This is a genomic window from Quadrisphaera granulorum, assembly GCF_003149145.1.
Lineage (GTDB): Bacteria > Actinomycetota > Actinomycetes > Actinomycetales > Quadrisphaeraceae > Quadrisphaera > Quadrisphaera granulorum.
The window spans coordinates 211,089-223,221 of the sequence record NZ_QGDQ01000001.1 but is presented as its reverse complement, the minus strand read 5'-3'; the positions used below and the strand labels follow the sequence as shown (position 1 = coordinate 223,221).

The following is a 12,133-nucleotide window of genomic DNA, read 5'->3' as shown; positions in this document are numbered from 1 at the left end:
GCCCCACCGTGGTGCTGGACACGCCTGCCAGGGACGGGTCCGTGCCCGCAGCTGTGAGGATTGGCCCCTTGCGTGAGCAGGATTGGCCCCTTGGGAGTGAGCGCCTGGTCACGCTGATGGGGCCGATCGAACGCGCCCAAGGGGCCAACACTCACAGCTCCCGACACCAGCGCCCCCGCTCCACGATGTCCACAACGTCCACGACAGGTAGTGCCGCCGTCGGCGGCCCCTGGGAATCAACGATCTCGGGCATGACCGTGCCACCCACCACCGACAGTCCGTCAGACACCCCGGCAGAGCGAAGCCTCACCAGGCGGTGACCAGCAGGTGCACCGCGAAGGCCGCCACTCCCAGGTTGCCGACCACGCCCACCGCACGGCGTCCCCGCGCGCTGACGCGCCGCAGCCCCTACGCACCCGCAGCAACCAGCGTCGAGCACCACGACAGCGAGGCCAGCGCCTGGAGACCACCGGCACCATCCGCGGCTACCGTGTGGTGCTGTCCGAAGAGCTCGACGACGACGGCGACGCGTCAGGCATCGAGGCGTACATCGACGTGCGTCTGAACGCCGGAGAGGACGGCGGTGACTTCCTGCACTGGACGCGCAAGCGCCCGAGCGTCCTGGACGCCGTCCACGTCACCGGCGCCTACGACTACCTGCTGCACGTCACGCGCCAGCGCCTCAGGCTCCGTCGGACCCTCCGTCGTGTGATCCGAGTCAAGACCTGACCAACTGGCAGACGCGAGCGCTCGGCGCGACCAGACTCGCTGATCTGCCCAGCCCTGCCCGTGGGCTCCCTGTCCAAAGGTCGTGACCACCCGTGCCTGCCCCCTCATCCCGCCACACCCGACACCGTGGTGCCCGAAGCCTCGCCGCGGCCTGGGCAGGAGCAGCGACCTTGACGCTGGTGGCCGGCTTGAGCAGCTCAGCACAAGCCGCGACCACGACCAGGACGACGACGGCGGCCGCAGAGGTGGCAGCCGCAGGGCCCGCAACGCCGCGCAACTCCGTCGTGAAGTACAACCACGGCACGATCAGCCTGTCTTTCGACGACCCGGGCGCCACCACCCCGGCGATCACGAGCTATGAGATCAGCCTGGACGGCGGCGCCACCTGGACCACGCTGAACACCACGGCCAGCACCGCTGGCGACGGCACTCGCCTGCGCACCGCGACCGCCGTCGTCACTGACGGCTACGTCTACCGGGTTGCTGTCCGAGCGGTCTCCAGCGCCGGGAAGGGGACCCCCACCCAGGCCTGGTCGAGCGCCCCTACCGACGGCCGCAGCACCCGCCTCCTGGGACCGGACCGCATCGCCACCGCGATCGCCGTCAGCCAGGACACCTTCCCTGACCTCGCGGGGGCACCGGCAGCAGTGCTGACCACCTCGGGCACCTACGCCGACGCCCTCGCCGGCGGCGCGCTGGCCGCCAAGGTCGGCGGCCCCCTGCTGCTCACTACGCCCGGGCACCTGGACGACTCCGTGGCGCGGGAGCTGCGCCGCGTGGTCAAGGCCGGCGGCACCGTCTACGTCCTGGGCGACACCGGCGCCGTCACCGGCGACGTCGAGACCCAGCTGCGCTCGACCTTCACGGTCAAGCGCCTGGCCGGCAAGACCCGGTTCAGCACCGCCCTGGCCGTGGCCGACACGATGCGCGCCCTGGGCGCCAAGGGCCCGGCGTACCTGGTGACCGGAACCAACTTCCCTGACGGCCTGGCCGTGGCAGCGCTGGCCGCACACAAGGATGGCCTCGTCGTCCTCAGCAACGACACCGTGATGGACGCCGCCACCCAGGCGTGGCTGGCGAAGGACGACCCGAACGGCACCCACACGGTGCCCGTCGGAGGTCCGGCGCACACCGCCGCCTCCGTCCTCTCGGCAGCGACGAATGCCAGTGCCATCGACGGGGTGGACCGCTACGACACCGCCCGCCGCGTAGCCGCCGCCTTCGGTGCGATCCGCACCGGCACCACCGCGCCGTGGATCGGGATGGCCACCGTTCGCAACTGGCCCGACGCGCTGGTCGCCGGAGCTGCCATCGCCCACCGCGGCGGACCGCTGCTGCTGACCGACGGTGCGTCACAGACCCTGACCCCGGCCACCGCGCTGGCCATCGGCGACCTCACCGCAGACGGCTACCCCGCCTACGGAATGCTCTTCGGTGGAGCAGACGTGCTCTCCGACGGCGTCATGAAAGACCTCAGTCTTCGGCTGCCCGCACCAGGTGCCTGACCACGGGCGCCACAGCGTCCCTGTGCCGGATGCAGTCTTCGACCGGTCACCTCTGGGCGCAGGCGAGGATCGACGAGCGGACGGGCCCAGGAGGACGGAGCGGTCACGAGGAGCTGGTGCACGTTCCCAGGTCACTCAACGACGAGGCATCGAGACATGCCTGCTGCTGCCACGCTCCGCTCCCGAACGTGTCGTCAGTGGAGTCAATGAGCACATGTAGGTCTGGCGCGCCGGATAGCTTGCGGTACTGGGTCCGGATGGGGTCACCTTCGGTGGTCGGCGTGGTCACCACCAGCTCGGCCCCGGCCTCCTCTGCAGCGTCACTGTCAGGCGGCGGGTCCGGACCTCGCGAGACCCAAGGCCACCCGGCGCTTGTGTACACAGTGATAAGAGTCGACACTTGTGATGTGGACACCCTCTCCAGCGCCGTCAGCATCCGCGAGCTGCGCGCCCAACTCGCCGACGTCCTCGGCCGCGCCGGGTACGGCGGCCAGCGCATCGGCATCACACGCAACGGCAAGCTCGCCGCTGTGGTCATCAGCGTCGAGGACCTCGAGGCGCTCGAGGCCTTCGAGCTTGCCCAGGACACCGCCGCCTACCGCACCGCCAAGGCCAACGACGACGGCACCCGCGTCAGCCTCGAGCAGCTGCGCGCCGAGATCGACGCCGAGGAGGCTGCCGACGACGCCGCGGGGGGCGGTGACCGGGCCCCCGACGCGCTTCGCGGAGGGCATGCCAGCTGATGAGCTACCGCCTGGACTTCACCAGCTCAGCGGCCCGAGAGGTGAAGAAGCTCCCGCGCCCTGCTCGTGACCGGGTTCTCATCGCCATCGAGGACCTCACCGAAGACCCGCGCCCGCATGGAGCCAAGAGGCTCGTGGGCACAGGCGCCGCGTGGCGCATCCGCGTCGGTAACTACCGAGTCATCTACGAGATCGTCGACGACGTCCTCACCGTCACCGTCGTTCGCGTCGGTCACCGACGTGAGGTCTACGACCGCTGACGCCAGCCGCGTGAGCGTCCCGCTGACGATCCCTTGCGGCACATGATCACGAGCGTTCCTAGTGACGGCGCTGGGGGCCTCTGAGCGTGCCGGTCATCGGTCCTCGACTGGGCCACAGCCAGACGAGCACGCGTGAGCGGCCGGGTGACCTCGAGCCAGGTGCTTGCGTCGCGACGCACGGTCTGCGATCTTGCTATTCGTAAGGTGCAGCGCGCCAGCAAGGCGCGTGTCGGGGCTTCCGGCCGGCACGGCGACCACACCGGTCGTCTCATCCCCCCAGACGGGGAGTGCCTTGCCATGCCTTCAACCAACCCGACGTCACCACGGGCCCGCTGGTGGGTCTTCGCGGCCGTCCTGATCGCTGACGTCCTGGACCTGCTCGACTCCACCATCACCAACATCGCCGCGCCCTCCATCGTGCGCCAGCTGCACGCCCCGACGACCCTGGTGCCCTGGCTGGGTCTGAGCTACGCCCTGGCCCTGGGTTCCCTGCTCGTCATCGGTGCGCGCTTGGGAGACCGATACGGCGCCCGGCGCACCTTCCTGGTCGGCTTGGCCGGCTTCACCGCCGCCACCGCCCTCGTCGCCGGGGCATGGGCGCCTATACCTCTGATCGCCTTCCGCACCGTCCAAGGCGGCTTCGGCGCCCTCCTGATCCCCCAAGGCTTCACCCTGCTGCTGCGGGTCTTCCCCCGCGACCAGCTCGGCAAGGTCTTCGCCCTGTTCGGCCCACTGATGGCGCTGTCCTCCATCAGTGGCCCCGTCGTGGCTGCGTTGCTGCTGCAGGTCGCCCCGTTCGGCCTTGGCTGGCGCGCGGTGTTCGCCCTGTTCACCGTGCTGGGTGCCGCGCTGCTGGCTCTCAGCGCCGTTGTCCTTCCCCACCTGGAGCCCGACCCGGCGGCGCGGATCCCGGTGGTCTCCTGCGTGCTGGTCATGGCGGGGCTGCTCAGCCTGCTCGGCGGCATCATCACTGGCGGCCAGGACCGGTGGGGTGCCCGTGAGGTCGCCCTCGTCCTGGGAGGCGTGCTGCTCTTGGGCGCCTTCGGGCTCACCCAGCGCCGCAGCACCACTCCGCTGCTGGCTCGGGCCCTGTTCGCCGACCGGGGCTTCGTCGCCGGCATCAGCGTCGCCAGCCTGTTCTTCGCTGCGGTGGCCGGTCTGCTGTACGCCACCTCCCTGTTCCTGCAGACCGGGGTGCACCTTGCTGTGCTTCCGACAGCGGCTCTCATGGCGCCGATGTCCGTGGGGATCATCGCCACGTCCTTCACCTTCCACAGCCGCATCCAGCAGCTCGGACGGCGCCTCGTGCTCGCCGGAGTCCTGGCCACAGCAGCAGGCACAGGCCTCTTCCTGGCCCTGCTGCCGGTGCTCGTGCACTCGCCGGCGTTCATCACCGCGCCGTTGGCTGTCATTGGAGCGGGCATGGGCTGTTGCTTCGGTTCGCTGTTCGCCACCGCTCTCGGTGACGTCGACCCTAAGTTGGCCGGTAGCGCCAGCGGTGCCCTGAACGCTCTGCAGCAGGTCGCGAACGCCTGCGGGGCGGCTCTGGTGTCCACCACCTTCTTGGCCTTGAGCGGCCGTGGGACCACGACAGCTGCAGCCGTCAGCCTGGGTGTGGTGCTCTTGGTCCTCGTCGTGTGCCTGGCGGTGTTGCCGATCCTTCCGCGGCGAGCTGCCGCAGACAGTCACTGAGCATGCACGCGGTCGTGCCCGAGGCGCGATGGCCTCGGGCACGACCTGCCTGTACTACCAGCAGGGGCACGTACCTCGCCTCGGCTAGCTCGACGTTTCTGATCACTACACCGTGTCGCTCGGCGATCGTCGTGCGGGAGCTTGCCGCTGACGATCCTCGTGCGGGAGCGTGTCGCTGCGGATCCTCGTGCGGGAGCGTGCCGCTGCGGATCCTCGTGCGGGAGCGTGCCGCTGCGGATCGCGCTGCGGGAGCGTGCCGCGGCTGGATCCTCGTGCGGGAGCGTGCCGCTGCGGATCCTCGTGCGGGAGCGTGCCGCTGCGGATCGCTGACGGGACGGGGCTTCGGCCGCCTGCCCTGCCGGGCGACTCTGCAGTCGCCCCCGGTGATTGCGCCGGTCACGCGGGACGAGGTGCGAGGACCTGCAGGACCTCGTCGCTAGCCATGGGGGTCGCGGCTAGCTGCAACGTGGCCCCAGTGGTGCTGGTCACCTCCACGAGGCGTGCCCCCGGCGACACCGACCAGGCTGAGCGCCATCCACTGCGGAGCGCGGTGTTCGTGTCGATGGCCACCACGTTCACGACCACCGGTGCCATCGGGAAGATGCGCAGCCCCCAGCGATAGGGGCGCAAGGTGATGCTGCCCGGTTCCAGTGCCGCTCGGCCGTGTCGCCAGCGGCGGCTCAGGCCTGGCTGGTCGCCGGTGAGGACGCGCAGGCCGGCGTCGAGGGTCCAGCGTTGGGTGTGCGGGTTCGCATCGGTCCTGCGGGGGCCGCCGACGCGTCGTTGCACCCAGGCGGACAGGGCGCCGCCGAGGACCACCGCCACGATGACGAGCAGCACGAGGCTGACCCAGTTTTCAGGCATGGGTGCCGTTGACCGAGGTCGTGCTGGCCGCCGCGAGGGTCATGGCGGAACTTTGGAGGTGTTGCGTGTCGCCAAGCAAGAGGACCGCTCACAGCTAGCCGGCTCCCAGCGACGTATACAGCGCGGGCCTGCACGAGCAGGCATCGGACGAGCGGCCAGCTGATCAGGCGATCCACTGCTCGCCGTGCCTGCGAGGCGTCTCATTCAGGGACCCTTCTCCGGAGCGGCGCTGTTCAGCACCCACCCTTGTGGAACGCGCTGACCAGCGGTGCCCGGATGACCCGCCCGCGAAACTGCCCGGTGAAGGGACCTCGAACGGATGCCGGGGACGCCGTGTCAACCAGACCAGACGTCGCGACGGCGAGCTCGACCGTCTCGCTGGCGCGCACAGCGTCCACGACCCGCATTGGATGGAAGGCCAGCACAACAGCCCGAGCAAGATCAGCGCGGACGCGTTCGTCGTCGTCGTCCTGATCTCCCGCGCCGTGCCCACCCTGGGGCCGTCAGGCGGGGAGGTCCTCGGGGCCGTCCCAGCGGCACTTCGCCAGGTCGAGTCGGCTGGTGCCGAGCAGCAGAGGGTGCCCCTCGTCGGCCCAGTGGATCATCGCCCGCGGCGTCAGCCCCTCCGGCAGGGAGCCGTCGGCGCGGACGACGCGCCACCAGGGCAGCTCGTCGCCGTGCCGGCTCATCACGGCGCCGACGGCGCGCGGGGCGCCCCAGCCGGTGAGCTCGGCGACGTCGCCGTACGTCAGCGCCATGCCCTCGGGGATGGCGAGGACGAGCGGGCCGACGTCGTCGATGTAGGCGCGGTCGGGTGGGCGCTGCCGGTGCTGCGGCGGCGGGGTCAGCGAGCCACCCCGCGGGAGAGGTCAAGGACCTGGCTGAGCTGGCCCAGCTGCAGCACGGCCCACGGAGAGATGGCGAACGGGGTGCGCGCGGCGAGGGTCACGGCGTCGTCCCACTCGACCCACGCCCACTCGGCGACCTCGTCAGGGTCGGGCACCGGGTCGGCGTCGGCGACGGCGGTGAAGACCGGGCAGAACTCGTTCTCCACCACGCCGGAGGCGTCGACGGCGCGGTAGGCGAAGTCGGGAAGGCGCTCGGTGAGGTCGCGGATCTCCAGGCCTAGCTCCTGGCGGGCGCGGCGGCGCACAGCGTCGTCGAAGGCCTCCCCCGGCGCGGGGTGGCCGCAGACGGAGTTGGTCCAGACGCCGGGCCAGGTCAGCTTGGTGACCGCGCGGCGCGTGAGCAGCAGGCGGCCGCGGGTGTCGCTGATGTAGCAGGAGAACGCGAGGTGCAGCGGGGTGTCCGCGGTGTGCACGGCCACCTTGGGGGTGCTGCCGACGGGACGGCGCTCGTCGTCGAGGAGCACCACGAGCTCGGGCGCCGCGGTCTGCGCGCCGGGGGCGGCCAGGGAGGTCGTCACTGATCGAGCGTAGGCGCTGCAGGGACACCTCGCCGAGGCGACGCCGGCGCCCTGGACGCCGAGGTCGCCGCGGGGCGGGCTTCCGACCGGTCCGACGCGGTGCGTCGCAGCACCGCCCGCGACCACGTCGTCGGCTGCACGGGCAGGATGCCCGGGTGACCCCGCTGCGCGTCGAGGCAATGCTCGAGGACCTCAAGACGCTGGTGGACGTCGAGTCGCCCTCTCGCGACGTCACCGCCGTGACCGCGTCGGCGGTCGCTGTTGCCGCCCTGCTCGAAGGTCGCCTCGGTGGACGCGCGCGGCTCATCGACGGCGAGGCCGGCCCCCACGTTCACTGGTCGGGCCCGGGTCAGCCCCGGGTGCTCGTCCTCGGTCACCACGACACCGTCTTTCCCCTCGGCACCACGGCGCTGCGCCCCTTCGCCGTGCACGACGGACGGGCAACCGGCCCTGGTGTCTTCGACATGCTCGGAGGACTGGTCCAGGCCGTGCACGGTCTGGCCACCCTCGATGACCTGTCCGGGGTCGAGGTGCTCGTCACTGCCGACGAAGAGATCGGTTCCGGCACGTCCCGCGCGCTCCTCGAGGAGCGCGCCCTGACGTGCGGTGCAGTCCTCGTGCTCGAGGGCGCCTGTGACGACGGCGCCCTGAAGACCGCACGCAAGGGTTGCGGCACCTTCACCGTCAACATCACCGGGCGCGCTGCGCACGCAGGCCTCGAACCCGCCGCAGGCATCAACGCGCTCATGGAGGCGGCCCACCAGGTCCTCGCCATCGCGGCGTTGGAGGACCCGGCGCGGGGTACGACCGTCACCCCGCCCGTCGCTCACGCCGGGACGACGGACAACGTCGTGCCAGCCAGCTCGACGTCGTCGCGGAGATGGTCGGCAGGGCTGAGCTCGTCGCCGGGCTCGTGCGCGCGATCTGCGGCTCCGCCGGGCGTTCGGGCGAGCAGCGCAGTCACCGCAGCATCGCGCTCACTCCACCTCGGGCCAGTCGCTCGTGAGGTAGGCCTCAACCGCCCGGTGGCGGAACGAGTACTTCTTGCCACGCTGGATGATGCCGCGCACCGTGTCGAGTCGCTGGGACGTGGGTCCGGCGGCAGCTGCCGTGGAGAAGCCAGCCCGGTGGGCGATGGTGGTGAGTCGTCGATCGGCGGCCGGCAGTTCGGCCATCGCCTCGAGAAGTTCGCGCTCGCGCTGCGGAAGCCGCCCAAGAATCCGCTCCACATGAGCTGTCGCCTCCCGCTGAGCGGTCCGCCAGCCCGCCGCGACCTGATCAGCAGTGATGAGCGGCCCTTGACCGGCGTACCAGGCTTGCTGTCCAGCGAGCTGGAACAGGAAGGGCTCACCGCGGCAGAGGTCAACGAGTGTGGCGACGGCGTCTTGGGTCATATGGACACGGGTCGATCGTCCGGCACCGTCAGCCGTCTCCCATCCATGGATGACGAACTCATGGAGAGCCTGGGTGAGGTCATCATCGTCGATCGCCTGCAGGACGGTGGTGGCGAAGCGGCGAGCGAACGTCGCGCCCTTCTTGGCCCCGGCTCTGTCTTCGAACTCCGGCAGTCCGGTCAGGTAGACCGCGATCGGTAGCGACTGCTCGACCTCGAGTCCTCCGGGGACGGTGACGGTCGTGCGATGGGTGATCGCGTCACCGAGCGCGATGAGGAGCTGGGATAGGGCCGCGTCGTCCGAGATGTTCTGGACCTCGTCAACGTGGACGAGACACACCACGCCCTTGCTCATGGCCGCGAGGCCGATCTCCACCAGAAGCTGCGTCAGTGCAACATGAGGATTGGGCCCTCTGCTCTCCCTCAGCGCCAGCGACACTCCGCTCGCCGCGACGGACTGGACCCTGCCGAGCAGATCATCGAGACGCTTCTCGCGCCGCGAGGCCAGCCCCGCCGCGTGGGCTAACTGCAGGAGCGCATCGGCGACGAGCTTGAGGGGATCAGATCCGGACGGCACACGAATCTGCGGTGTGACCCAGTCACCGTTCTCCGCAGCCTCGGCTGCGATCTTCCTCACGAGGGCCGACTTGCCCAGACCAGGTTCACCCAGAATCGTCCGTCCACGCTCGGGCAGCCCGTGGATGAGACGCGGTCGGAGAACGGCACGCCAGTCTTCGAGCTGGACCGTCCGGCCGGCCCAGACGAGGGGCACGACGTCGGACCCCGGGTTGAAGGGGTTGTCGACGGCCGATCTCACGTTGATAACTTTATCAGGAACCTCACCCCTTGATAAAGTTATCAATACCTCGCGACGACGTCAGACCACGACAAGGGTCGGGTCGACGTCTGCGGCCCACGCCAGCAGCCCGCCACGCAGGTGCGCCACCTCGCCGTGACCAGCAGCGCGCAGCGCCCGCACGGCCCGCTCCGAACGGGCGCCGGAGCGGCAGTGGACGACGACGCGGCCCGGCGGCAGATCCGGCAGGACCCCGGCGACGGCGTCCTCCAGCGGGACGGCGACGGCGCCCGGCAGCGCCCCCAGCGCTCGCTCAGCCTCCGTCCTGACGTCGACGAGGACGACGTCGACCCCGCCCGCCAGCGCCTCGGCGAGCTGGCGTGGCGTCACCTCGGCGTCAGCGGGCAGCGGCTCCTCCTCCGCGCGCGGCGGAGGCACAGCAGCGCGAGCGGCACGGGCGCGGCCGCGTCCGTCGTCGTCCTGATCAGTGGAAGCCCGGACGTGCACGGTCCGCCAGGACATCGACAGCGCATCCAGCACGAGCACACGACCGAGCAGCGGCTCCCCCGCCCCCACCAGCAGCTTCACCGCCTCGACGGCCATCACCGAGCCGACCGCGCCGCACAGCGCGCCGAGCACCCCGGCCTCGGCGCACGAGGCAACGGAGCCGGCCGGCGGAGGGTCGGGGAACAGGTCGCGGTAGCCCGGCCCGGGACCCCCGGCGGCGGTCGACCAGAGGACGGCGACCTGCGCGTCGTGCTGCAGCAGCGACCCGAACACCTCCGGCACGCCCAGCTGCTCGCAGGCGTCGGCCACGGCGTAGCGGGTGGCGAAGTTGTCAGCGCCGTCGATGACGAGGTGGCAGCCAGCGAGCAGGCGCGCGGCGTTGTCGCTGGTCAGACGCTCGGGCGCGCGGATCACGCGCGTCCAGGGGGCCTGGCGGGCCAGGGCGTCGGCGGCGGAGTCGACCTTGGGCCGGCCGACGTCGGCGGCGCCGTGCAGCACCTGCCGCTGGAGGTTGGAAGCCTCGACGGCGTCGTCGTCGACCAACACCAGCTCACCCACGCCCGCGGCCGCGAGGTAGGCGAGCACCGGAGAGCCCAGGCCTCCGGCACCGACCACGCCGACACGTGCGGCGCGCAGGCGGCGCTGGCCGAGGTCACCGATCGAGGGCAGCAGGAGGTGGCGCGACCACCGCTGGCGCTCTTCAGCGGTCAGCGGCGGGCCGGGCTCGACGAGCGGCTCCACCGCTCAACTCTCGCACGCCCCCCGTTCCCGCACTTGCCGCGGAAAGTGCGGGACCCGGGACCCGAGTGGCGCACTTGCCTCGGAAAGTGCGGGAAAGAGGGGGGCGGGTCAGCGCAGCTCGGGCGCCAGACGGCGGTTGCACGCTGCCAGCACAGCCCTGACGACGGCGGGCTGCGTGCCACCTTCCAGCGCCGAGCCGACCAGCTGCTCGCTCCCGCGGGAGCTCGCCGTCCCGATCATCACCGTGACCGCGGCGCGCCCGTCGAGCTCGCACGGACGCACGGCCTCGATCTCGGCACGCAGGCTGCCGCCCGCGGCGGACTCCAGCGCCCGCAGCGTCGCGGATGCCAGCGCCCGGGGGCCACCGGCCGGCGTGTTCGCCGACTCCGCGACCCCCGTGTGCACCGCGCGGCCACGCACGAGCACCACGGTCGCCGTCGTCGACAGCCCCTCGGTCACCACCTGCACGCGCTCCAGCACGAGGCGCTCGCTGCCCTCGCCCTTCGGCTCGGGGGCGGAGTCGTTGAGCCACTGCGGGGCGGGCGTCGCCGCCACGGACGAGGCGCTCAGCGGCGGCACGGAAATCCGACCCGTGCGGGGACGGTCGGCGCGCTCGGGCCGCTCGGGCGTGAGGGCGGGCATCGGCACCCGGGCCGCTGCCCGGGGAGCCTCTGCCGCGGGCGACGACGACGGCGAGGGCGTGCCAGCGGCAGCCGCCACAGGCGCCACGAGCGCCACCGGGCCGGGGCCGGGCTCGACACCGGGTGCACCAGCAGACGCAGCGTCGGAGGCGGTATCGCTGGCCACGGGCCCGACGGCAGCCTCACGCGCCAGCGCGGCCTGGACCGCGGCGGCCACCTGCTGCTCGTCGGCGCCCGGCGCCAGCTCGAGACGCAGGAGGGCGGAACCATCGGTGTCGGGCTCGATACGCACGCCCGTGACGCCGGGGACGGTCAGTGCCACCCTGACGACCTCATCGACGCGGGACGGAGACCCGTCCGCGTCGTCACGCGCCGCGGGGCGGTCGGTGGTCTGGCCGATCGTCACGTCGCCTCCCAGCAGGTCAGATGCACCCTGTATCGAGTGCTCTACGGAGTGTCACAGACCGGTGAGGTTCGGCGAGGGCGAACGCCAGCACTCGTCCTGCCACCCCGTCGGAGGGCTCAGTGCAGGATGGTCTCCGCGCGGTCCCGCGCACCGAGCAGATCAGCCGAGCAGACCAGCTGCCAGCGACCAAGCACCAGGAGGCCCCGTGGAGATCCGGATCGGCGTGCAGAACAGCCCGCGCGAGGTGGTGCTGGAGTCCAACGACAGCGTCGCCGACGTCAGCGCCGCCGTCAGCGCGGCGCTCAAGGGCGGCACCACCCTCAGCCTCAAGGACGAGCGCGGCCGCACCGTCCTCGTGCCCGGAGCGGCGATCGCCTTCGTGGAGATCGGCTCCGAGGAGAAGCGCGGCGTCGGCTTCGGCGCGCTCTGA

General features: G+C 71.5%; 13 protein-coding genes and 1 pseudogene. 7 read left to right on the top strand and 7 right to left on the bottom strand.

Annotation, left to right across the window (positions count from 1 at the left end; all coding sequences use genetic code 11):
- The first annotated feature begins 327 nt into the window (after positions 1-327).
- The 5 genes from BXY45_RS00985 (at position 328) to BXY45_RS00960 (ending at position 4,929) form a co-directional block, all read left to right on the top strand.
- Positions 328-729: an Lrp/AsnC family transcriptional regulator gene (locus BXY45_RS00985; RefSeq protein ID WP_109772413.1), complete on the top strand. Its 402-nt coding sequence runs from the start codon at positions 328-330 to the stop codon at positions 727-729.
- Between the two features lie 188 nt (positions 730-917).
- The gene (locus tag BXY45_RS00980) at positions 918-2,234 is read left to right on the top strand and encodes a cell wall-binding repeat-containing protein (RefSeq protein ID WP_170131245.1); all 1,317 of its coding nucleotides are present in this window, start codon (positions 918-920) and stop codon (positions 2,232-2,234) included.
- A 407-nt stretch (positions 2,235-2,641) separates the two neighbouring features.
- The gene (locus tag BXY45_RS00970; protein WP_109772410.1) at positions 2,642-2,977 is read left to right on the top strand and encodes a type II toxin-antitoxin system Phd/YefM family antitoxin; all 336 of its coding nucleotides are present in this window, start codon (positions 2,642-2,644) and stop codon (positions 2,975-2,977) included.
- Positions 2,977-3,237, top strand: coding sequence for a type II toxin-antitoxin system RelE family toxin (locus tag BXY45_RS00965; protein ID WP_109772409.1), 261 nt, complete (start codon positions 2,977-2,979; stop codon positions 3,235-3,237). Before BXY45_RS00970 ends, BXY45_RS00965 begins: the two co-directional genes overlap by 1 nt.
- A gap of 297 nt (positions 3,238-3,534) precedes the next feature.
- Positions 3,535-4,929, top strand: a complete 1,395-nt coding sequence (locus BXY45_RS00960; protein ID WP_109772408.1) for an MFS transporter — start codon at positions 3,535-3,537, stop codon at positions 4,927-4,929.
- 396 nt (positions 4,930-5,325) lie between these two features.
- Here BXY45_RS00960 and BXY45_RS00955 read toward each other — a convergent pair whose 3' ends face one another.
- The 3 genes from BXY45_RS00955 to idi all read right to left on the bottom strand — a co-directional run bounded on the left by BXY45_RS00955 (position 5,326) and on the right by idi (position 7,219).
- Positions 5,326-5,793, bottom strand: a complete 468-nt coding sequence (locus tag BXY45_RS00955) for a hypothetical protein (RefSeq protein WP_109772407.1) — start codon at positions 5,791-5,793, stop codon at positions 5,326-5,328.
- Positions 5,794-6,296: 503 nt separating this feature from the next.
- Entirely contained in the window at positions 6,297-6,593 is a 297-nt protein-coding gene (locus BXY45_RS00945; RefSeq protein ID WP_281270532.1) for an MGMT family protein, read from the bottom strand.
- 44 nt (positions 6,594-6,637) lie between these two features.
- Positions 6,638-7,219 carry an isopentenyl-diphosphate Delta-isomerase gene (idi, locus tag BXY45_RS00940; protein ID WP_109772676.1) on the bottom strand — a complete coding sequence of 194 codons (582 nt, stop codon included), beginning with the start codon at positions 7,217-7,219 and terminating at the stop codon, positions 6,638-6,640.
- Between the two features lie 179 nt (positions 7,220-7,398).
- On the opposite strand from idi, the pseudogene BXY45_RS24655 reads away from it, so the two are divergent.
- Positions 7,399-8,088, top strand: a pseudogene (locus BXY45_RS24655) (M20/M25/M40 family metallo-hydrolase); the annotation flags it as partial.
- Here BXY45_RS24655 and BXY45_RS24025 read toward each other — a convergent pair.
- From BXY45_RS24025 to BXY45_RS00920, 4 genes are all read right to left on the bottom strand, one after another.
- Entirely contained in the window at positions 8,046-8,183 is a 138-nt protein-coding gene (locus BXY45_RS24025; protein ID WP_245961581.1) for a hypothetical protein, read from the bottom strand. The pseudogene BXY45_RS24655 and the gene BXY45_RS24025 sit on opposite strands and share 43 nt — an antisense overlap.
- A gap of 13 nt (positions 8,184-8,196) precedes the next feature.
- Complete coding sequence (locus BXY45_RS24020) at positions 8,197-9,429, bottom strand: ATP-binding protein (RefSeq protein ID WP_342799487.1); 1,233 nt, start codon at positions 9,427-9,429, stop codon at positions 8,197-8,199.
- A 60-nt stretch (positions 9,430-9,489) separates the two neighbouring features.
- The gene (locus BXY45_RS00925) at positions 9,490-10,656 is read right to left on the bottom strand and encodes a ThiF family adenylyltransferase (protein ID WP_109772403.1); all 1,167 of its coding nucleotides are present in this window, start codon (positions 10,654-10,656) and stop codon (positions 9,490-9,492) included.
- Between the two features lie 108 nt (positions 10,657-10,764).
- A complete protein-coding gene (locus tag BXY45_RS00920; RefSeq protein ID WP_109772402.1) occupies positions 10,765-11,703 on the bottom strand; it encodes a hypothetical protein in 939 nt (312 codons plus the stop codon).
- A 205-nt stretch (positions 11,704-11,908) separates the two neighbouring features.
- On the opposite strand from BXY45_RS00920, the gene BXY45_RS00915 reads away from it, so the two are divergent.
- Positions 11,909-12,133 carry a DUF3107 domain-containing protein gene (locus BXY45_RS00915; protein WP_109772401.1) on the top strand — a complete coding sequence of 75 codons (225 nt, stop codon included), beginning with the start codon at positions 11,909-11,911 and terminating at the stop codon, positions 12,131-12,133.